A 21,474-nucleotide genomic window follows, 5' to 3' on the forward strand; every position below is an offset into this window, starting at 1 on the left:
ATTTAATTTAGAGAAAAGGGTTATATATGGGACATAAATGGTTAGATGGTGAAGACGATTTTGAAGCTGTTCTGGTATGTACGACAAATAACTTAAGACCATGGGATGCTGAAGCGGTTAATCGCGCATTTGCAACTTATCAATTTGAATCGTATTCAATGCCAGGTGAGGATGATGAGATCTTAAAACACGTAGATTCTGGTGCTGTTGTACGCTATGACGGAGGCATGCTTGCCATCGATCTAGGCGACTCCTTATTGAAAGAGGCATTCCCTGATTTGATATTAGCACTTCATGCATTAGGATGGAGTGGAGCCGAAGTACACCACCCAGCTGCGACAATTCGTGAGTTTCTAAACGATATTGGCCGTGCGATCCCCGCTAACATTGATTTTGATATTAAAGCTGCCGCTGATAATGAAAACAGATTATCTAACTCACCAGAAATCTCTCATCTGCAAAGCGCAGCACATGACTACTTAAGCGGCGCAACACCTTCTTTAAACACAGCGCCGGACAACGATTTAAGTGTTATGTTTTCAAACGCATTAGGTATATCTGAAACAGATTCCAGTTTACATGTGGATTTTGGAGATAATAACTCGCAAATTGAAGAGAGTTTCGACTTCCCTTCGAATATGCTGGATGAACAAGAAGTGGTGACGGAAGTAAGTCACTCCCCTCTTCCTGTTTTTGACGATGACTTTAGCGAGCCAGCATTATTCAATTTAGATTCAACCTCAGATCTGCCCCCTGACTTTGTAGAAGTCCCAGAAACATTAATGCAAGCTAATGTTCAAGAAGAGGTTATCTCAACTAATTCTGTTGATGATTTTAATCCTATGCAGATTGTATCTGAGTATGAGGAACCTATTGAGGAGGCCAGTGCTCTTGAAAACACAGCGAGTGAAACTTCATATCAACATCAAGAAGTTTCAGAGCCGATATCTAATTGGGGCGATTTTAATAAAAATGAAAGTCACACTCCTAGCCCATCTGTGGATTTTGCAAAAGTAACACATATTGATGCAGAGAGCGTGCTTGACTCAGGCAGCCTTACTAAAGATACACTGACAACGGATCAAATGGCGATTGTTGGCCATAGTATTTTGGTCTTTAATTCAATATCTAATCCAATTAATCATCACGATATTATGTCGTTGGCAGAGAAACATGGCATTCCTACCAATGCGGTAGAGTACATTCGCCCTGGAGATGATAATGGGGCGTACCGTTGGGATGTGTTAGGTGAAATTCCTGCCGAGTCTCCTGCCCTTGCTGCCACTTTTGCGCAAGATATGGTTTCAGACTTTGAATATGGCCAACTAGTTGCAGCTGCAATTATCACTGCAAAGCTATCTAAGCCTAATGCCAGCTTGCGTGATCTATACATCTTATTGTGTGAAGATAATTATCAAAATATTGCACAGCGTTTCCCACATATTCATATGTTGCAACGCAATTACTCATCACACTCAGAGCATACAGTTAAAACAAAGTTTATTTCAATTCTAAGCACCTTACTATTCTCTGCTGACGGATCTAACTTTATAGATCCAAACAATGAAGTTTGTGAGGCTGGTAATATTTTCACTATTCGTGAACTGGCTAAATCTGATCAAGCTCGTATGTTAGTTTTTAACGTTGATAGTTTAGACACACATTTTACCCATTGGGTTGTTGGGTTAATCAAAACATTCGCTTCACGCCACGCACAATCTAAGCGTTTTAGCCCACGACCTCTTAAAAAAGTAGAGCCGGTTATTAAGCTAGATATATCACAGCATGATGCTGCTAGACTTTTGTCACTGCTGCAACAAGCGACCAGCCTGCAATAAGTTATTTTTAGTTCAATTTGTAGTAGATGTGAAAGGTAGTATTTTTATTATTTAATGTATTGGAGAAAGACATGGGTTTAAAAGACTTTAAAACACGGCCAAGCACCTTTGTTCAAGGTTATGGTTTGGTAATTAAGCTGGATAACGAGTTGCCACGCAAGTATGATCAAAAGATTATGGGTGATGCTGAGGCCAATGGCTTCACTTTGTCTGGTAGTGTGGTGTCTGTACTTGGAGCTAAAGAACACAGCGTAGTACCTGCAGCTAACGAAAAAATTAATGTAACCGTTCGTCCTGATGATTTGCGCAGCAAGATCTATAGCGACTTACATCAGACTCAAGAAGGTCATTTTTTCTTACTAGAAGGTGTATCTGGTGATTATGACAATTTAACAGCTCGCTGGGCGCACGGTGCCGGTGACAATAGAGACATTCAAGCACTTGAAATTGTTGGTGTACCTAGTGTTCGTTTTGAAAACCCTGATAAAGATGGTCCTCGTACATTACGTTTAAACCTTGATGGCTCACCTACGTTTGTTAATGTAAGAATTCCTAGTGGTGATTGGGTTGAACAAGAGTTGCCATTCACCACCGTTGTAGAACGTTTAAAAACAACTATAGATAAGGGCGGTAAATTCCGTGTATCACAACGTGTACTAGAGCCTTCTGGCGCACTTGTGGTAAATGACCAGAAGCAATTAGAAAGCACTTTGGCCAGCTTCCGTGATGCCGGTTACACGCACACGATTGTTAGGATTTTTGTTGAAGGTACAAATGACCCAAGAAATGTAGAGATGCAATATCTCTCATGGCCACTAAATATTCCTGAATCTGGATCACAACCAGCGCGTAATTTTGAAATGCCAGAATTGCGTGAAACGAAGAGATTTATCAAACTACGTGAAGCTGATGCAAATGTAATCATGGAAGTGATTCCTGGCTATGAGCTAAGTTTGATAGGCAATCCTTCAGACCCAACCAAGAGTGTAAAACATGCATTCGTGAATACTATTGTTGGTAAAGGCCTGTCTGATTCTCAAATGAAACTGTATAAATCGCAATCTTATGGTCCAGGTATATCTATACGTGCAAAAGATGGCAACAATACATTGGGGCTAATACGCACAGCAATCCGCACAGAAGGCTCGCAAATCAAAGGTTTGATACAAATACCTACCGAAGCATTCCCACAAGCTACAGCGCTCGATTTTAGTGATCAGGCAGCACAGAATGAGCCTGCAGATCTCATCGATGATGAGCCGTTCTAGCGTTTATTCAGTTAGCACCGTGTAAATTAGCGCCTGATATTTAATATTAAGAAAGCATGAGTAAGACGTAAGTCACTCATGTTTTTGGCGCTATTTCTATTGTGTACATCTATGGGTGGATTTTGAGTATTTCTAGATTAGTTTTAATTAGAAATTAGTATCTCTGAATCATTTACATTCACATAACTGTATGAATATATTAAATAAAACCTATCCATTTATTTTATCACCTTGGAGTAGGTGTCAATTCCATATGAAGTTGATGAACAATTCAATATATATCCCCCATAAATGTACACAATAGCTCACCATAAATGTACACAATCAAAATTACTATATAGGTAACTATATGATTTATATATATTTATAACACCATCCATGAACAACATTTGATCTGGTAACAGGCAATATTGTTATAGATTCCAGTTTTATACTGGCCATAAACGTACACATTAACTAACCATAAATGTACACAATGCATTCACCTATACTTACCATAAACGTACACGATACTTAAATATTAACAATATAATCAATATGTTATCTATGAATCTACCTATGAACAGTAGGATAGAGACCCCCACTGAACACATCATTGCATCCTTTAAAAGATCTCCCATAGACGTACACATTACAGCGATTACACCACTATTTTTCAGCTATCAATGCAGCTTCAGGTAGTTTAAATATACTATAACCAATTGTTTATAAAGATATATTTATAACAACATAACTTACCCATAAACGTACACAATAGCCACCCATGACTGTACACAACACTACCATAAACGTACACGATACAGTCAGCACCCTACCCTACCCTAACTGGTTTATTTATTCTCATGAGAATAACGATGAATATAAGATGTTGATTTCAAATAGATATATAAAAACTGCCACTACCCCATAGATGTACACGATAGCCCACCATAAATGTACACAATAGCTCACCCATAGACGTACACATATGTTTTATTATTAACCGTAACCTTATGATTATTAGTAAATAATTAACCCTGTAAATTCACCAGGCACAGCATCACCATAGATGTACACAATGTTTACCATAGATGTACACTTACCAACCATAAACGTACACATAAGCCACCATGGATGTACACAATAGCCGGCCATAAACGTACACCTACAGACCACATATGTACACATACCAACCATAGACGTACACAACAATTCCCAATACACAAATTAAATCAATTAGTTACAACACGCCTAAGCAGGCAGGTTCTTTAATATATTAAAGAGCTAGCAAGCCCGCTTCTTTTAATAAAGATAAATTCAAACCCAGCCCATAGACGTACACGATAGAAAAACGTGTAAAAAACTTTAACTAGGTACTTGCAATGAGTATTTATCTCTAGTATAAAGAGAAACATTGATTGTGTACATTGAACACCATGAACGTACACGATGTAGCTAAAGGATATTTAATGACTAAATTAGTAAAAACAGATGCATTAAGTAACATCTCAACACCAGAACAAATGGTGATGATGTTTTTCGAATCTGGCGTTCCTATCATTTCAGCACCCAAGGATATCAGTTACCGAAAATCAAACAGTATTATCAAAACTGTTAATCCATTAAGTTTGCTGCAGCTTAAAATTATAGATGGTTGTTTTTTCAAAGCCATGCCAAGAATGAATCAGGATGTAGTTCATGTACTCGATCTGGATTATTTTAAATGGCTCATTAGTTACAACTCAAATAACAATGATTTTCTAAAGAAAGCAGTTACCGGCATACAGCAAACATTAATTCAAATTAATATTGTTGACCCAGATAATCCAGATTTAGACTTTTGGCACTCAACCAATTACATTTATGATGTAACAATCACAGGCAAGAAATTTCATTTTAAGATACCAGAAAGCCTACGCAATCACCTTCACGATCCAAAGTCATGGACAAGACTTAGTTTAAGAATTAAAAATAAATTCAGTAGTGGCTACGCTTACACCATTTATGATAGGTGCAGGCTTGATCAGTTTAGAGGCGCAACTGATTGGATGACTCTGGAAGAGTTTCGCACCATTACAAACCCAGATAACCCAGACCAATATATAGATTTCAGAAACTTACAAAGACGTGTTATCCAAATAGCCGTTAACCAGATTAATGAGTTCTCAGATATTCTCATTACGCCAGATTATAAAAAACGTGGGCGCACAATTACTCACATCAGATTTGTTATTGAAGCCAATCCTGCATATTTATCTGAAGAAGATAAGGGCAACTTGCCACAGCACATATTCGAAATACTCAAGAAAGAGTTTGGTTTCTCTAACTCAGAAATTAATACAGTAGCTGAGCTGGACATGGATTTTGTCATGGAGAAAATCGAATTTGTACGTTACCGTATGGAGCAGAAAAATATTGAGAACCCAACACGGTACCTATTAAATGCAATTAATGAAGACTTGCGACTTACCCCTAGTGACAAAAAGAAAATAGAAAAAACTAAAGAAGCTGCTACTAAACATTTGTTTGATGAAGCAGAAAAGACTAGAAGAAAAACTCGCGTTAGTAAATCGAGTGAAAAGTTGGATGCGTTTGAATCACTTGATGAAACTAAGAAACAAGAAATATTGGATAAATTTAAAAACTCAGAAGAGTATTTGAAAATTAAGTCTGTTGTAATGAATAGTCTAGATATTAATAAACCAATTATTAAGACTGCATTTAAGAAATTCCTAGAACTATAACTTTTGCTGCAAAAGTATTTGACGTACACTTATCAAGGTGTATAATTGAATTGTGGTAATTAAATAATGCTTATCACAGAATAAAAAAGCGGCTTTCTGGGTGCAACCAAAAAACCGCTTACCACTAACACAACTATTAAGGAGTTGAATCATGGTTAATATGCATCTTAGCACATTGGGATTATTAAATAAATTGCGTCCTTCTGTGCCCAGAAATGATAGCTATCTAGTATTAGATGAATCTATGGCCCCTACCCTATCTAAAGGTGATGTGGTAGAAGTTGATGCTATGGGCCTTCTAAACAATGGCAAAATTATTCTATTGGTTTCTGATGAAAATACAGAATTTAGAGAAGCCAGGATAGTTAATGGTATATTGTATTTAGTAGCACACAATAAAAAATATGCCATGATTTCAATGCAGGATTACCGTGAACTTAATTCTGGGACCTTTATCGGTGGTGTAGTGGTTTAAAGGGTTCCGATGAGTGTCGATATTAACCAATGGGTAGTTAAATTAACTGAGTGTCTTAAGACGGCACAGGAATCAGACTGTGATCTAAATAAACTAGACGATGTTAAAGATAACACCCTGATAGAATGGTTAGAGCGACAGTTAAACAGTATTATTATTGAACTGCAGGTAATGTTGGAAGATATAGAAAATGGAGTCGGATCTAATTTTTTTGGGTTTGACTCCGATTCTGAATTTGAAGAATTAATTGATTCATTTGAAATTGAAATAAGGCGACTAAAGCAACGCATTCGTGATTTACGCGGAGTCAGTCGTAGTAGATAACTTTTGCAGCAAAAGTATATAGGAACTGAAATGTTTAAATCATTATTAATCACATTGTTATTGCTTAATTTAACCAGTGTACAAGCAGCTGGTAATAGTTATGAAAACCCAGTAATTCGTAAAGTTTCTACCCAGCAATTTGTAGCATCAGCATTGCTAAGAAAAAATGATCAGAACGCTACTGTAAAGCTCGTTCAATCAATCGAAAATGCTACTTCAAGGGAAGAGGCTAGTGGCATGCTGTTAAACCGCATTAAACAAGAGATGCAAGGGTATTCAGTATTAGAAACCTTGGTATCACCGGTTACTGAATCAAAACAAGGTTGTGAGACTTGGATTTAAATCCATAAACTTAATACATACTACAACGTGCAATTAATAATTAAATTATGCGTAATATATTAAAATGGAAGTTTATATGATCCGCCCACAGATGCTACTTGATATACATAATGAATTGATCGTAGACTTGTTCGCAGGTGGAGGCGGTATGTCCGAAGGTATTCTTAGGGCTCTTGGTCGCCATCCTGATATTGCTATTAACCACAATGATGATGCTTTATCGATGCATCGTGCAAACCATCCGCAAACACGTCACTTTGTTGCAGATGTGTTTGAGGTATGCCCACATTCCGTTACTCATGGTCGCTCAGTTGGGCATCTACACGCAAGTCCTGATTGCACACATCACAGTCAAGCAGCTGGTGGGCAGCCTCGTAATGAGAAGCGCCGTGCTTTGTCATGGGTTGTTGTGCGCTGGGCTGGTCAAGTCAAACCGCGAATCATTACGCTTGAGAATGTTAAGCAAGTGCTCCAATGGGGGCCTTTGATTGCGAAGCGCGATAAGGACACTGGCCGAGTTGTTACGCTGGATAAAATCATCGGTGAAGATGGCAAGATTACTAACCGCGTAGCTTCAACTGGTGAAGTTGTGCCACGCGAAAAGCAATATTTGGTACCAGATAAGAAACGCGCCGGCAAAACATGGAACAGATTTGTCCGCATGCTTGAAGGAATGGGCTATGAGGTGAAACATAAACTCATGGTGTCAGCAGATCATGGTGACGGTACCACCCGTGAGCGTTTATATCTGCATGCGCGTTGCGATGGCTTACCGGTTTATTTTCCTGAACCTAGTTATTTCAAAAAACCTAAACGCGGTCAGATGAAGTGGAGCGCTGCGCACGAACACATTGATTTCAGCATTGAATCACAATCAATATTTGATCGTAAGAAGCCATTAGCAGAGGCAACAATGCGCCGTATAGCTAAAGGAATGATGAAGTTCGTCATTAACAATGCTGATCCGTTCATCGTTCAAGTAACGCAAAGCAGCGCTAATGGCGTACATGACATTAACAATCCATTGAACACAATTACCACTGCCAAAGGCGGTGAGTTTACGCTTATTACACCGGTGATGGTGCAGGCCGGACATGGTGAAGGCTCTGGCGATTCAAAGCGTTGGGGCATGGGCGCTAAATCAGTTGAAGCTCCATTTGGTACCATTGTTGCCAATGGAGGCGGTCAAGCTTTGGCAATGGCGCACCTACAACAACACTCCGGCGACAAAGAAGCGACTACCGAAAGCGCTTTACGTGTATCAGCTTTCTTAATCAGCTACTACTGCACTGACAACATGAGCAGCGTTAATGAGCCGGTGCCAACTATTACCACTAAAGATCGCTTGGCATTAGTAACAGTGATTTACCAAGGCATGCCATATCTGATTGTTGATATTAAATTACGCATGCTTAAGCCTAAAGAGCTCTATTCAGCTCAAGGCTTTGGTAAAAACTACATTTTCACCCATGGGCACGATGGCCGGCAGTTTAGCGTAGCTGAACAGGTGCGCATGGTAGGTAATAGCGTTTCACCAAATACAGCAGCTGCGCTTATTCGTTGCTGCCATGAGGGTGATGAAATGAGATTGGTTGCGTAATTTTGTTACACATTCAATTTAATGAATTCTTATAGTAAAAATACAACGTAATATAAAGAAATCTTTTAACTTAGGAAAATATAATGAAAAAAAGTATTTTAGTAGCAGCTATTCTCACAACAATGTCTATTGCAGCCATGGCTGAAGATTCAACCAATGTAAAGCTTGATGTAATCGTCATTAATAAAGGCATTATAGTTAATAAAACTACTATCTCAGCCCCTTACGGAGTTTCTACACCAATTGAAATTACAAAAACATCTACTTATCGCGCTCAAGCGACGCGGAATGGCCAAGGTGAAATTATCACCACACCTGGCGAGATTAAAACAGGTCTTCTAGCAACATTTAATCCAACTTTAGAGAAAGACGGTAAAATCAAAACAAACATTGCGATTACATATACTGATCTAATTGCTATGAAAAAAATCAAAACTGAGGATGGATTGGAAGTTGAATTTCCAGAACTCAATAATCACGAGTTCACACAAGAAAATGCTACGCTTAAACAAGGCGAACCCAATACCATGCAAGCTGGCAGTTTAATTATCCAAGTAAAAGCTAGTAGTATTTAATATGGGTTACATTACTTCTCTATGGTCGAAATGGTTTGACACTTCCGTCGAAAGCTCCGTTTTGAGTGTGGTCGGGCGAGATAAGGCACTAGATCTGCTGGAAAAAAACGGTCTTCGTGCCCATTATTATTTACCAGCTGTTGGTATGGAAAGCCAAGAGCTTGCAAATGCTTGCAGAACCTTGGCTAGCGCTGGTTACATTATCACAGCAGCAGACGGAACCATTACTGGCAAGGTTGCTTCAGCAAGACCAACTAAAAAAGAACTAGCTGCGTTACGACGAGCAGCCTTCAAGCTGGTTCAAGCGAATTAATGTTAATGGAGTTGAAACAGAAAGTGATTTTAGATACCCATTTTGTGAAAATAGGCCATCGGCAGCAGAGTCCATATCTGACCGTCTGATTTGGGCTATAAGTGAATTTGCATCTCCACAAGGAGATAAATTATTTAACTATCTAGAACGCAGGTCTAACGGGTCAATTACTGCCTTAGAGTGGTCTAAAGTTATTTTAAAAGCAAAAGAGCCTACGGCAGCTATGATCCAAGTGGTATGCAACGAGCGACCGCACTTTACCGTATGGATATTGCTTGGCGAAGTGACAGATATTCAAGTAAATCCCGCGGATGATAGCTCAATAAAGCGATGGTTGGGTTGTAATCAAGAAACTTAAACTCTTTTAACCATCAATCTTTTCTCAGTTTTACGTGGCTAGTTTATAACTAGGTCACTTTAAAGCAGAGGGGTACCATTCTTATCTGATATTGTTTTCTTGCATTTTGGATATGTATTACACCCCCAGAATTTTCCTGTCTTTCCAGTTTTCAGTTGCAATGAACCGGTACCACATGCTGGGCATTTAACTTTCGGCGCGTTGTTGTCTTGTGTCTGTGATGCAGCTTTTGGCGTTAGGTTTGGTTTTCCGTTTACATCAGGAAATGAAGTCTCACAATTTGGATAAGCCGAGCATGACCAGAATGGGCCGAACTTTCCAGAGCGCTTATGTAATGTTCCTATACCACATGTAGGGCAGGCTATGCTGGCTTCTGGTTCTTTAGTTGGTGCTGCTGTATCAGAGTTACTTATTGCAGGAGTGGGAGCTGATTGTTGCTCAGGTAATGGAACCCTACCTATTTCACTTTGTAATTCATCATAAAAATACTTCATCACATCTTTAAAATGCAATTTACCTTGGGCTATTTCATCTAAGGTAGTTTCAATGTAGTTGGTATAATCCAGCTCAACAAATCCAAATGCACCGACTAAAGTATCAACAATAGTATAAGCGGTTGGCATAGGTTCAATAAATTTCTTCTTGGACTTTTTCTCGAAATCCACATAGCCTTTACTGAAAATGTTACTGATAATAGCTGCGTAAGTGGCTGGACGGCCAATCCCCGCACTTTCTAATGCACCGACTAATGTTGCCTCAGTGTAGCGAGGAGGGCGGCGAGTTTGTTTTTCTAATAACTTACCATTGGATGCAATTAATGTCTGACCAGGTTGCAGATCTGGAATAGGATTAATTGCTGCAGTGTTTTCATCTTCGTCACTATCAACCGATTGATCACCGGTTATAAGCTTCATCCACCCATCATAAATTAAAGTTCTGCCTTTGGCTTGAAACTCAACCAACTTACCATCATCAGTGTTAGCACTTAAGTGAACGGTTCTTACAGAATAATTAGCATCAGCCAACTGTGAAGCAAGCGCTCGAAGCCGTATCAGTTTATAGAGTGCACGTTGTTCGTCTGTGTCTCCAGCTGACTCTACTTCCCAGTGAGTTGGGGTAATTGCAGGATGGCCTTCCTGAGCTGAACCTTTCGCTTTGAACAATCTTTGAGTGCTGTGCATTTCTAAGCCAAGAGCAGCTGCTTGTGCGCGTATATCAGGCATAGATTCCGCTGATACATTGGGGTTGTCGGTACGGTGATATGTAATATGGCCAGCGTCCTTTAGTGCTTGTGCCAGTTTCATTGTTACATCTGGTGAAAAGTTTAATGCAACGCTGGCTGCCTGCTGCAAAGATACTGTGATGAATGGGGCAGGGGGGCTACGCTTTTCCTCAGTCTGTTTAAATGATTTAACTTTAAACTGTTTAACGGCCGATACTTTTGCTGCAAAAGTTTTATCTAAGAAATATGGGTTTTCATTATTGGTATAATTTGGCGCGGTTAACCATTCAGCACTCCATTTGTTATCAAAAGAACATTGAGCGCTGTAATGTGTAGTAGGTTTAAAGTTTGTAATTTCACGCTCACGCATAACCACAAGAAGTAGGGCAGGGCTTTGTACTCGTCCAGCTGATAATCCCTTTTTACCGGCCTTCTGACTTAAGATAGGACTAACCAACCACCCAACTAAGCGATCTAAACATCTGCGAGCTTCTTGTGCATACACTAAATGTACATTCAATGTTCTAGGGTTGTTAACAGCGTTAAGAACAGCAGCCTCAGTAACTTCACCAAAAGTTACGCGCTTAGTATTGCTTTGGAGTTTTAATTCATCCATTAGATGCCATGATATAGCCTCTCCTTCACGATCAGGATCCGTGGCCAAATATATATTGGCTGCTGGGTATTGGCGAACTAAAGACTTAAGAGTTGTAACAATGCTTTTTTTTGAAAATGATTTCCCACCTGGTAGTTTTACATCGGCCGGTATTTCATATGTAGGCTTGAAGGATGGTATAGCTATACCTAGATCGGTTGGTGATAAATCTCGTATATGACCAAAGCTCGCCGCAATTTTCCAATCTGGCCCAAGAATTTCAGATAATTTTTTAATCTTTGCCGGTGATTCGACAATCATCAAGTTTTCTGGCATATACGACTCCTTTTTAATATAAATGCATTATTTCATAATATGTTCATTGTTTGGTAATTGTTTAGTTTTCCGCATATATACGGAGGATGAGTACCATGTTAATGGGTATATTGCAGCCACTTAGAGGCTGCAATGAAAAAAGAACGAAAAGCATTAGGCACCGTATTAAGAAGATTCCGCAAATCAAGAGAATTTACGCAGGAAAACTTGTCTTTCGAAAGTGGCGTAGATCGCAATTTCATATCATTGATAGAGCTTGGCGAAAGCTCACCATCTTGGGACACCATCTGTCTATTATGTAAGGCATTGAATATAACTTCTTCACATCTTGCAGCTGCTTTTGATAAAGAAATGCTGCAGGGATGCCATGAAAAACAAAACAGTTAGAGATGCGCTAACAATCTATAAAAACACAGTATCTATCCTTAAAAAAGGATATGAACAAGAAAAATATCGTATAGAGCAAATATCAAATTCATTCCTCGGTGATCTAATCGTTAGAAAAGTTACTAGTGTTCAGATCGCAACCTATCGGGACCAGCGCCTACTCGATGTAAGTCCAAAGACAAAAAAGACAATTTCAACGGCCACTGTACGTTTGGAAATGTCTTTGTTGAGTAGTTTCTTTGATATTTGTCGCATCGAGCTGGGTTTTTGTGATGCAAATCCAGTCAGCAACGTCAGAAAGCCAAAGCCATCACCTGGCCGTGATCGAAGATTAACCGCAAGGGAAGAACGGTTAATCTTCAGATATTCACACGCGCACTCTAACCCAGAATTTTATTCCATCATTGTATTGGCATTGGAAACAGCCATGCGTCAGGGGGAAATACTGAGCTTGCGTTGGGAAAATATTAACCTAAAAACAAGAATTGCTCATTTGCCAGAGACAAAAAATGGTTCGAAGCGTGATGTGCCACTTTCCTTGCGTGCTAGAGACGTTTTATTACGTTTACAAGGGCAAAGTAAAGGGAAGGTGTTTAATTACACGTCTAGGGGCATTAAATCGACTTGGAGGTTCATGAGGTTGAAGTTGGCTATCGAGGATTTACATTTTCATGATTTGCGTCATGAAGCTGTGTCCAGGTTGTTTGAGTTAGGAACCTTGGATATGCTTGAAGTAGCGGCCATATCCGGACATAAATCTTTATCAATGCTTAAACGTTACACGCACTTACGTGCAGCTAATCTTGTGCGCAAGTTAGAGGGTAATAAAAATAAGGCGAAACAGGCAATAGCTCCCTATATGATTCCGTATCCAGCCGAGTTAGTTAGAGAGGACGGTGAAGTAAGAGTAAGGTTATTAGATTTTGAGAATCTTATTGTTGCTGCAGAGTCTGAATATCATGCCATACGAGCTGCGAGAGATGCTTTACTTAGAAAAATTATTGATTCAATTAATGATTCTGAACAGATTCCGCAGCCAGATCAATATTTAGATATTGTCGATGAAAAAGACTTAATAATGATTGATCCACGTAAGAGGCAGGAGGCTTGATACTTTATTGTGAGAAAGTATCAATATTTTTCAGTGAAAAAGGACAGTTTTGCCAATCCGGTGTTTGGAAGCAGGCAACAGGTTCTATCGCTGGTGGATTTTATAGTTTAGGAAATGGTGGCTACCTTAATGCAGTTAGGAGTCCTGGTTCGAGCATGTGTTCAGGCACAAATGGCTGTCAGAGAGTTAACTCAAACACTGGATCATGTTCCTGTCCAGCAGGTTCCTCTCCAGTTGTGTTATCAGCACAAGTCATTGACTGCTACTCTGGGACTGTAACCAGAACAACTTATACATGTGAATAACTCATTGCCAATCCGGTGTTTGGGCTAAAGCCCAAGGAAGCAGTGGTACTGGCTTAACGGGTATGCTCGCGCCCATGAAAGGGAAAACCATCTCTTGCAATGGTTATAGTGGGGGCACCCTCGCGGTGACTGGACAATCAACACTTGATAGTTCAGGTCAAATATATACCAGATGCATTAAAGCTACATATTTTGCACCTGGTGATTCTGGAATGGTTTATGGTGCCAATGCACAGAACACTGCAGGGGTTTATGATTGTTTCTCAAAGACATCAGCCACTGGGTTATACACATACATTTTATACAATGATGGTAGTCTTGTTGCTCAATGCTCATCTGATTGGCCGCTTAATTAGATTTAATTTTTCTAAGGGTTTGCGCACGTTGTAGTCGTGCCTGTAGAGCTTGAAGTGCAGAAAGTTGAGCATACAGGTACGAAGTTTAAACAATCAATCGTAGTGGGTGAGGTGCAGGTGGTACATGACGTGCTGTAGCCATTACAAACAGTCTGTGTTTGTGAGCCGATAGCATATGACCCATTATTACAAGAGCCATTAATCGCAGTTATATAGGTACTGCTTCTAGTTACTCCGCCATTTTTTTTCCAGCTACCGGATTGGCAAGAAAGTATCAAGCCAACAGAATCGCGGGCTACAAGGCCGTTTGATGAGCAAGCAGTGTTTTCTGTAACAACATCATTAATCTGTGTTTTCCCTACAGTCATAGTTGCCGCTATCGTCATATTTCCAGTGTCGTCTACTGCTAACGCTCTCCAAGCTGCGCCGTTGCAAGTATATGCGCGTGGTCCAGTCCCAGTGGTTGGCGTCTGCACAATTCTTGTTTGCCATGCTGCTGCTGCATTACATGTTGGTAGTAGGGCGGCAGTATTAACAGGATCTTTCCAATATGCGCTACCTTGTGCCTGCCAGGTGCCAGCTTGGCAAGAAAGCACTGCACCGTTACCATCTTGAGAGATAGCGCCCGTAGTAGTACACGCAGAGTTTAATGTTTGTGTTGCGGCCATAATCAAAGGAGTATTCATTTGATTAAGTTGCGGTTGTCCAGGAACAGCATTTCTATATAGGCGGTTATCAATCAATTGCCCGTTATTGAAAGTTAATAATGAAGCTAACTGGCCGCCCGAAATACCGGTATAGTTTGCCGTTGGTAAAGTCCAGCCAGCATAACTTCCGTATGCGGTTGCAGGCGAGCCGGCATATATTCCACTATCATTTTTAGGTATAAAGCCACCTTGTGCACCAACTAGATTTGCAATTTTGGTAGCTTGCTTATCATTTATGGCAGTGCCTCCACTGGTCATTGCAAGTGCTTGTAAATTTCCAGCAGAGGGTTCTAATATCTGTAATGTCCAAGTTTGGCCAAAAACGTTAGTAGCGTTGAATGCAGCTGGTAATAGATTAACTGCTTTTAACATTGCGACCGTTATGATTGCAGGCGTAGTGGATGATGCCGCAGCTTGTATAGCGATTGAGTTTTGTTCAATGTAGCTAGATGAGGCTTGATTAAATTGTGATTGTTGCTGCGCGACGTTCGCAGAAATAACATTCTCATTAGTGCTGGTTTGATAATTTAGATATGTAGGTAAAGCCATCATACCTAGTAGACCAGCAACCAAAACTGCAATTAGATTTCCCATGATTAACTTCCTATCTGAATAACTGAAACAATATAATTATTTGGTACTGCTACAGGTAAAGGCGATGCTGTTTGATTCGTACCCTGCGCGTAGCTTGTCCAATTTCCGCCGCTTGCTATACCTAATGAAGCATCATAAGAAGTCAGTTCTAAGGCTTCATTAATTGTTCCAGATGGTAGATTTGAATAACAGGTAATTGTTCGCCCAGAAGTACCGGCAGTTGTAACTTGGTTATTTGTTAATGCTAAGAATTCTGATGAAAATTGATAACCTTGAGCAGTTAATGTTCCAGCTGGAATGGATCCAGTGAATGTAGGATTGTTTTGTACATAAACAGCTACGGCATTTTTATATGCTATAAATTGACTCGCATTGTTTATATTCTTCGATATAACTGCCGCACGAGTTGCTTTGTTTATTTGGTTAACTTGTACAGAAAATACTGCTAAGAAAATAGCTAGTACAAGTGCAGGTGAGAACATGGTGCCCATAGTTATATTTTCTTAAATGATTATTGAATATTATTCATGAGCATTCGACGTTGATTGTCAATCTGACTCTTAAGCAAGCCATAATCACCCGATTTAATGATCGCTCTTAATGCATTAGCCATTTCTCCATTTGTCCATAAGGCATCTACTGATAACACACGCGGTGGCGTGCCTGTACCTTTAGTGTCTTTTAAGGAAAGGGATGGTGCTCCTGGTAACGCTTTATCGTTGATATTTCGAAGCGATAGGCTGATTGCCACGCGCAAAGCATCTGACAAAGCCACGTTTGCATTATCGTCACCTGCAAAACGTGCCAATCTAGCCAACCCAGTGATCAAGTCATTTGCGTGGAATGTAATAACTACTAAATGACCACTAGTGGCGGCCGCGATAGCTTCTCTAACTGCGGGGCCATCACGAACCTCACCAATTAGAATGATATTAGGTGCCGCCCTATACAATTTGGTGATACTTCTACCTATATCACCATCACTAGATACTTCAGTTTGATAACAAACCCCTTTACCATGCTTTCCTTGCATAGGTAACTCTATAGGATTCTCAACAGTCCATCCTACTCCACCAAATAGGCTGAGTCGTTGCAGCATAAAAGATGCTGCAGTTGTTGATTTACCCGCACCAGATGGCCCAATGAAAACTACCAATCCTTCCTTTAATGATGGAGCTAGTAATTTTTGAGCGATGGCAGGGGGTACACCTAGCGAATCCAAGGGGCCAGGTGCAAGCCTAAATCTGCGGCAAATAAATATAGTTTCATTATTAGCCGCAGGAATACGCTCTACACGCAAGCGAATACCATTGTTATCAGGCCATTCAATTCTAAAATCAGAGTTGCCAGATTGAATTAATAACTGTGCACGAAGCCTTAGAATTTCATCTTCGCACTCAGGCGGTATGGTCTGGGTTATAAGTGAGTCAGACGTTGGCTTAAACCAACTTGTCTTTACCTCAGAAGTAACGTATAGATCTGAAAAAATGATATCGCTTAATTTCATTATGAATCTTTTAATGAGCAAAGGTTAGAATTAATGTATTAGCTAAAGGTGAATTGCAACTAACGGTTGCTGCACCAGCATCAATAGGTAAAGTCACAGCGGTACCGTTTACCTTTAAGGCAACCAAATTGCTTAATGTAGTTAACATCTTAGAACACGCTTCTGCAGGAATTGTGGTATCTGTTATATCAAATTGTGCTGCATTGCCAGCATTAACATTAATTGTCACAGAGCCACCCCAAGGATTAGTAAGTGTGGATGCACCAGAAATCATAGTTTTAGGTGCGAGTTGACCAGATACAGCGACTGTGTTGGTTAATGATGTAAAAGTGGCTTGCGCGTTATATAAAGCCTGAGCATTTGTGGCTAACAGAGTAATATCTGAAGTTGCCTTAGTTGTTTTATCGGATGCAAATGCTAAATAAAGAACACCAACAACAACAACTAAACCCAACAATGCAATAATCTTCCCAAATAAAGTACCAAAAATTTCACCCATGACAATCTCCTAAATTAAAAATAATACTACATAAAATAATTACAACTATATACTACATGCTTTCTTGCATAACTACCACTTTAGTACAACTCAAAAAGCTTAGATCCCTGGCGTACTCGCCAATTGTGTTGTCATTTCATTAATTGCAACCATAAGTATAGCCATCACTGAATACATCACCATTTCCATCCAGAAACCAAAACGCGCAGCGGCTTTTAGAGTGCTTTCTTCAATACGCTCTGCCCACTGAGTAGCTAGCTTAACAGCCTTCTCAGGAAAGTCCGGAAAGTCCGCAATCGAAGATATATCATCAACAATATCTGGATTTGGAAATCCGAAAGGAGGTAAGCCATTATTACCTTTTGATAATAATGCTGTTTGCAAATGGTTCCCGTTATCCATTCTTTGTTTAATGGCCTGTAACCGCTCTTTTAACCAAGGATTTGCTAAGTCACTTTGACGTTTTAATATTTCAACATCACTCATACCTGCGCGAAGCAAAGACGAGAAGCCCATCAACCATTTATATCCTTGGTTGTCCCTGTAAAAAGAATATGGGAAGAAGTTTTCAGCATAAATTCTATTTTTTCCTGTCCACTTTGGTAAGGATTTTATAATTAATATAGCAAATAAAATTAATATAATTGGAGGTAAAAAAGCCCAGTAGCTATTAGCTAGATCACTGACCACGTATAGCCAGTGAGTCATTCCGATAGCCTTCTCTTTTGGTAAAGCTTGTTGCAGCCCTGGCGTTACGTATTTACCAATAAACCATAAAGTACCGTAAGTAACGGTCATCATAATTAAAGGTGAAGTCACTGCTGACTTAATCGCATTATTAACGCTAATAAGGCGGTTCTGCGCCACAACAACAAGTTCAAGAGCGTTTGGTAGATTTCCGGAAACTTCACCACTATTGATAATGATAATTTCATCTTGTGGTACCCAGCGCGTTAATGCATTAGAGAACGTAGAGCCATCGCGCATTTTCCGCATAACATCACCGATTATTTTCTCGGAAGTCATTTTATTATTACGCACCAATCTTGCGCGAAATGTTTCAAGTGCTTTTTCAATCGTTACTTCGTTTCCTACTTGTGAAGCCAAGTGATTATATAGACCTTCCCTTATTTTCCAATTAAAGGCCATTTTATTAACAAGATCGGAAGACTTCTTGGTCGTTTTTCTTTTTTTAGTGAGAGGTGTTCTTGTCGGGCTTTTCTTAACACTATCCTGTGAAACATTTACATCATTCATTATTAAGCCGCTCCCTTTAATTCAATTAAATCTACACTACCTTCAACGGCTACAGGGTCAATATATCCCGCAAGCACATATCTAATTGCAGTTTCAATCATAGATGGATCCGCATATTCTGTTCTCCGATAATTACGTCTAGCAATAGCAGATCCATATTCAATATAGTCATTCATTAGTTGAGTATTCGTTAAAATTATTTCTGGTATCGCTAATCTGCGCACACTGCCACTATGACCGCATCTATCGCAACCTTTACCCTTAATCCTAACCTTTCCAATATCACCCCACGACGATAATGACTTCCTAATTCTTTGATCTAACATATTTGCGTTATTGGTATTGGCAATAGGGATGCTGCAATGAGGGCAAAGCTGGGCAATTAAGCGTTGGCCAACTACCGCACGAATGATTTTCGGGTCGCAAAAGATTTTTCTGTTTAATCTGACTGGATCCATAATCTCCAGACGATCTACTACTAAAAATGGATCTGTAGTGTGAATGGTTGTTAATACTTGATGTCCTGTGATTGATGCTTCAATTGCAGCGATAGCCACCTCCGGACCACGTAGCTCACCAAGTAATATTGTTTTTGGCGCCATCCGAAGCATGGTACGTACATATTCAGCATATTTTGCACCAATTTCTTTATCCCCTTTTGCCCCTGTGATTGGCAATTGCACCGCCCACGGCATTGGATATTCAACGGGATCTTCTGCGGTAACTAAACGGCGATGCGGTTTTAATCGAGCCATTTGGGTTAAGACCTCATTCAAGGATGTTGTTTTTCCAGAGCCAGTAGGGCCTGTGTAGATAATCACGCCATCTGGGGCATCCATAACCTTTGATATTTTTTCAATTTGCCTAGGTGAATATCCCATATTGGCTAATCTGAACGTACCAGCTGGAGATTCTGGGGCTTTTAATGGAGGCAATCTATTATCAACTTGAATAGCGCTATCAGCATACTGCAATCGTAATGTCATGAAGTGGCAGGATTTATCTTGAGGGTAACATGGCCCTCGCATGATACGAACCGAGGTTAGTCCTGATTTTGGAGGTAAATCTTCACCAGCGACTTGTGCACTTTGATACTCTAAATCTTTAAAACTATTATCACGAAGTTTAGCGATCCCTTGATAAATAGATCGAATGAATTTATCGCCTTCAGATTGAGTGAAATTCTTGTAACTGACAAGCCCATTTCTAGTTTCGAATTGGACTTCTGAATGATCCCCCTTAAGTGTGATATGAATATCGGATGCTCCATATTGAGCACCTGTTAGAATAATCCCCAACGCTTCTTGACGGGTTTTTAAATCAGTATCTATATCAGCAACAACACGCACAGACGCACGTAGTTTTGCTAGTTCGTCTGGAGTCGCTGGCTTTACGCTAAGACTTATTCCTTCTCTACGATTTCTCTCAATCCAAGTAAGAAATATGGTATCTCCACAAAATCTTTGATCGATATAAACAGTATGATTCTCATAATCAAAGACCATATGCTCATTAAATTTAGGAGGTATTGGAGACAATGATGGCTTTGTATTTGCTGGCATTGCCACTACGTTATTTTCCATACAATGTCCCTTCAACGTGCCATGTACTGCCAGAGGTGTTGATTTTAGATAAGCGTAATCCAGGCACACTTGAGAAATCCAGATTTAATGGAGAAACAGATAGGTCAAGAGTGAAGCTTGTTTGTGGCCTTGGTGCTGGCAATAGATTTCCATTAGTGTCTTTTAATGGTTCTGCGCCAGGTAGTACTACAGGTGAAGTGTTGTTAATAGATAAAGTAAACTCGGCCGATTGTGCCCAAGCACGTAGCGCCAATTTAGCTTCTTCTAAATCAATTGAATCATCAACTTCTGAGTTGTTAATATTCTGCAAGTCGATAGTTTGATCAATTGAATCACCTTCTGCTGATAAAATGCCATCAGGCCTTTCTGCAACAGTAGCACCAGTTTTTCTTAGCCAATAAATATGCGTACTCACTGGATCGCACATTACCTTGTCAAGCTCCCAGCCGTATAGTGACAATGGCTGCTTGTAAATGATCTGCTTACAAGCATTGAGCCATTCGTTAGGTAAAGGCGTGCTAATAAGGGGAGAGGGTGCTGGAGGTAAAGGTTTACCAGCTTCAAGTTGTGCTTTCATTGCTTGCTGGGCTTGGAGTATTGCTTGAGCTTCTTGTAGCTTTTTTTCTTGCCAATAGTAATAGCCTCCGCCGATTAACGCAGCTATGGTGATAGTAATCACTGAAAGAGACGCTCCGGAAATAGCGCCAGACGATAATGATTTTGCCATGGTAGGTTTGGCATCAATGTCAGTTAAGAACCGCTCTAAATCATCTAAACCACCCTCGATGTAATTCCAATCCATAAATCCAGAATGGTTTTCACGAGCGGCAACAACCTCTTGTTCGTCGCCGATAAAATCGCCGTTAGGTAAAATGGCATGGCCATCACGAACTGCTAAATACCACCATAAATTATCAGCAATCTTAAACGTACCTAACCAAGGTTGCTCGTGCGAATCAGCAAGATAAGCGCCTAAGCTGGCCAATTTTACTGGGCGCTTCATCCCTTCAATTGCTGGGCAGAATCCAGCTTGAACAATCTGCTGGTTATCTCTAACGGCTACCCAATCTGACTCAAGACGGTCTGCATCTTCTCGTAGTTCAACTTTATTAGGATGATTTTCATAAGATGCCCAAGACAATCCTACTAGCCACTTTTTACCAGCAATTTCAATAATTCTAGCCACGTGTATTATTCCT

Annotated in this window: 19 protein-coding genes; 11 read left to right on the forward strand and 8 right to left on the reverse strand. The window is 39.9% G+C overall.

The window, feature by feature from the left end:
- Positions 1-26: 26 nt before the first annotated feature.
- The 9 genes from VGD82_RS11540 to VGD82_RS11580 all read left to right on the forward strand — a co-directional run bounded on the left by VGD82_RS11540 (position 27) and on the right by VGD82_RS11580 (position 9,458).
- Positions 27-1,838 carry a hypothetical protein gene (locus tag VGD82_RS11540; RefSeq protein ID WP_331020531.1) on the forward strand — a complete coding sequence of 604 codons (1,812 nt, stop codon included), beginning with the start codon at positions 27-29 and terminating at the stop codon, positions 1,836-1,838.
- 71 nt (positions 1,839-1,909) lie between these two features.
- Positions 1,910-3,106 carry a hypothetical protein gene (locus VGD82_RS11545; protein WP_331020532.1) on the forward strand — a complete coding sequence of 399 codons (1,197 nt, stop codon included), beginning with the start codon at positions 1,910-1,912 and terminating at the stop codon, positions 3,104-3,106.
- A 1,448-nt stretch (positions 3,107-4,554) separates the two neighbouring features.
- Positions 4,555-5,829 (forward strand): replication initiation protein, encoded by a 1,275-nt coding sequence (locus VGD82_RS11550; RefSeq protein ID WP_331020533.1) that lies wholly within the window; start codon positions 4,555-4,557, stop codon positions 5,827-5,829.
- A 151-nt stretch (positions 5,830-5,980) separates the two neighbouring features.
- Complete coding sequence (locus VGD82_RS11555; protein WP_331020534.1) at positions 5,981-6,304, forward strand: S24 family peptidase; 324 nt, start codon at positions 5,981-5,983, stop codon at positions 6,302-6,304.
- 9 nt (positions 6,305-6,313) lie between these two features.
- Positions 6,314-6,628 carry a hypothetical protein gene (locus tag VGD82_RS11560; RefSeq protein ID WP_331020535.1) on the forward strand — a complete coding sequence of 105 codons (315 nt, stop codon included), beginning with the start codon at positions 6,314-6,316 and terminating at the stop codon, positions 6,626-6,628.
- Positions 6,629-6,658: 30 nt separating this feature from the next.
- Entirely contained in the window at positions 6,659-6,970 is a 312-nt protein-coding gene (locus tag VGD82_RS11565) for a hypothetical protein (protein WP_331020536.1), read from the forward strand.
- A gap of 76 nt (positions 6,971-7,046) precedes the next feature.
- A complete protein-coding gene (locus VGD82_RS11570; RefSeq protein WP_331020537.1) occupies positions 7,047-8,570 on the forward strand; it encodes a DNA cytosine methyltransferase in 1,524 nt (507 codons plus the stop codon).
- A gap of 83 nt (positions 8,571-8,653) precedes the next feature.
- Complete coding sequence (locus VGD82_RS11575) at positions 8,654-9,145, forward strand: hypothetical protein (RefSeq protein WP_331020538.1); 492 nt, start codon at positions 8,654-8,656, stop codon at positions 9,143-9,145.
- 1 nt (position 9,146) lies between these two features.
- Positions 9,147-9,458, forward strand: a complete 312-nt coding sequence (locus VGD82_RS11580) for a hypothetical protein (protein WP_331020539.1) — start codon at positions 9,147-9,149, stop codon at positions 9,456-9,458.
- Positions 9,459-9,875: 417 nt separating this feature from the next.
- On the opposite strand, the gene topA is transcribed toward VGD82_RS11580, so the two are convergent.
- The gene (gene topA / locus VGD82_RS11585; RefSeq protein ID WP_331020540.1) at positions 9,876-11,969 is read right to left on the reverse strand and encodes a type I DNA topoisomerase; all 2,094 of its coding nucleotides are present in this window, start codon (positions 11,967-11,969) and stop codon (positions 9,876-9,878) included.
- Positions 11,970-12,101: 132 nt separating this feature from the next.
- On the opposite strand from topA, the gene VGD82_RS11590 reads away from it, so the two are divergent.
- Both VGD82_RS11590 and VGD82_RS11595 read left to right on the forward strand, forming a co-directional pair.
- A complete protein-coding gene (locus VGD82_RS11590; protein WP_331020541.1) occupies positions 12,102-12,356 on the forward strand; it encodes a helix-turn-helix transcriptional regulator in 255 nt (84 codons plus the stop codon).
- Positions 12,337-13,467, forward strand: coding sequence for a site-specific integrase (locus VGD82_RS11595; RefSeq protein ID WP_331020542.1), 1,131 nt, complete (start codon positions 12,337-12,339; stop codon positions 13,465-13,467). Before VGD82_RS11590 ends, VGD82_RS11595 begins: the two co-directional genes overlap by 20 nt.
- 672 nt (positions 13,468-14,139) lie before the next feature.
- Here VGD82_RS11595 and pilV read toward each other — a convergent pair.
- From pilV to pilO2, 7 genes are all read right to left on the reverse strand, one after another.
- Positions 14,140-15,429, reverse strand: a complete 1,290-nt coding sequence (gene pilV, locus VGD82_RS11600) for a shufflon system plasmid conjugative transfer pilus tip adhesin PilV (RefSeq protein WP_331020543.1) — start codon at positions 15,427-15,429, stop codon at positions 14,140-14,142.
- Positions 15,430-15,431: 2 nt separating this feature from the next.
- Complete coding sequence (gene pilM / locus VGD82_RS11605; protein ID WP_331020544.1) at positions 15,432-15,920, reverse strand: type IV pilus biogenesis protein PilM; 489 nt, start codon at positions 15,918-15,920, stop codon at positions 15,432-15,434.
- Positions 15,921-15,940: 20 nt separating this feature from the next.
- Positions 15,941-16,936 carry an ATPase, T2SS/T4P/T4SS family gene (locus VGD82_RS11610; protein WP_331020545.1) on the reverse strand — a complete coding sequence of 332 codons (996 nt, stop codon included), beginning with the start codon at positions 16,934-16,936 and terminating at the stop codon, positions 15,941-15,943.
- Positions 16,937-16,946: 10 nt separating this feature from the next.
- Positions 16,947-17,435, reverse strand: coding sequence for a type 4 pilus major pilin (locus tag VGD82_RS11615; RefSeq protein WP_331020546.1), 489 nt, complete (start codon positions 17,433-17,435; stop codon positions 16,947-16,949).
- Between the two features lie 99 nt (positions 17,436-17,534).
- On the reverse strand, positions 17,535-18,692 hold the full coding sequence (locus VGD82_RS11620; RefSeq protein WP_331020547.1) for a type II secretion system F family protein: 1,158 nt from the start codon (positions 18,690-18,692) through the stop codon (positions 17,535-17,537).
- Positions 18,693-18,694: 2 nt separating this feature from the next.
- Entirely contained in the window at positions 18,695-20,275 is a 1,581-nt protein-coding gene (locus tag VGD82_RS11625) for a GspE/PulE family protein (RefSeq protein WP_331020548.1), read from the reverse strand.
- Entirely contained in the window at positions 20,265-21,461 is a 1,197-nt protein-coding gene (gene pilO2, locus VGD82_RS11630; RefSeq protein ID WP_331020549.1) for a type 4b pilus protein PilO2, read from the reverse strand. Before pilO2 ends, VGD82_RS11625 begins: the two co-directional genes overlap by 11 nt.
- Positions 21,462-21,474: the final 13 nt, after the last annotated feature.

The organism is Methylotenera sp. (assembly GCF_036401095.1).
Taxonomy (GTDB): domain Bacteria; phylum Pseudomonadota; class Gammaproteobacteria; order Burkholderiales; family Methylophilaceae; genus Methylotenera.

Excerpts from the sequence above, each read along its gene's own strand:
- VGD82_RS11625 (WP_331020548.1), bottom strand. The coding sequence starts at position 20,275 with ATGGAAAATAACGTAGTGGCAATGCCAGCAAATACAAAGCCATCATTG.
- pilM (WP_331020544.1), bottom strand. The coding sequence starts at position 15,920 with ATGGGCACCATGTTCTCACCTGCACTTGTACTAGCTATTTTCTTAGCA.
- topA (WP_331020540.1), bottom strand. The coding sequence starts at position 11,969 with ATGCCAGAAAACTTGATGATTGTCGAATCACCGGCAAAGATTAAAAAA.
- VGD82_RS11555 (WP_331020534.1), top strand. The coding sequence starts at position 5,981 with ATGGTTAATATGCATCTTAGCACATTGGGATTATTAAATAAATTGCGT.
- pilV (WP_331020543.1), bottom strand. The coding sequence starts at position 15,429 with ATGGGAAATCTAATTGCAGTTTTGGTTGCTGGTCTACTAGGTATGATG.
- VGD82_RS11575 (WP_331020538.1), top strand. The coding sequence starts at position 8,654 with ATGAAAAAAAGTATTTTAGTAGCAGCTATTCTCACAACAATGTCTATT.
- VGD82_RS11590 (WP_331020541.1), top strand. The coding sequence starts at position 12,102 with ATGAAAAAAGAACGAAAAGCATTAGGCACCGTATTAAGAAGATTCCGC.
- VGD82_RS11615 (WP_331020546.1), bottom strand. The coding sequence starts at position 17,435 with ATGGGTGAAATTTTTGGTACTTTATTTGGGAAGATTATTGCATTGTTG.
- VGD82_RS11560 (WP_331020535.1), top strand. The coding sequence starts at position 6,314 with ATGAGTGTCGATATTAACCAATGGGTAGTTAAATTAACTGAGTGTCTT.
- VGD82_RS11565 (WP_331020536.1), top strand. The coding sequence starts at position 6,659 with ATGTTTAAATCATTATTAATCACATTGTTATTGCTTAATTTAACCAGT.
- VGD82_RS11545 (WP_331020532.1), top strand. The coding sequence starts at position 1,910 with ATGGGTTTAAAAGACTTTAAAACACGGCCAAGCACCTTTGTTCAAGGT.
- VGD82_RS11570 (WP_331020537.1), top strand. The coding sequence starts at position 7,047 with ATGATCCGCCCACAGATGCTACTTGATATACATAATGAATTGATCGTA.
- VGD82_RS11620 (WP_331020547.1), bottom strand. The coding sequence starts at position 18,692 with ATGAATGATGTAAATGTTTCACAGGATAGTGTTAAGAAAAGCCCGACA.
- VGD82_RS11580 (WP_331020539.1), top strand. The coding sequence starts at position 9,147 with ATGGGTTACATTACTTCTCTATGGTCGAAATGGTTTGACACTTCCGTC.
- VGD82_RS11550 (WP_331020533.1), top strand. The coding sequence starts at position 4,555 with ATGACTAAATTAGTAAAAACAGATGCATTAAGTAACATCTCAACACCA.
- VGD82_RS11610 (WP_331020545.1), bottom strand. The coding sequence starts at position 16,936 with ATGAAATTAAGCGATATCATTTTTTCAGATCTATACGTTACTTCTGAG.
- VGD82_RS11540 (WP_331020531.1), top strand. The coding sequence starts at position 27 with ATGGGACATAAATGGTTAGATGGTGAAGACGATTTTGAAGCTGTTCTG.
- VGD82_RS11595 (WP_331020542.1), top strand. The coding sequence starts at position 12,337 with ATGAAAAACAAAACAGTTAGAGATGCGCTAACAATCTATAAAAACACA.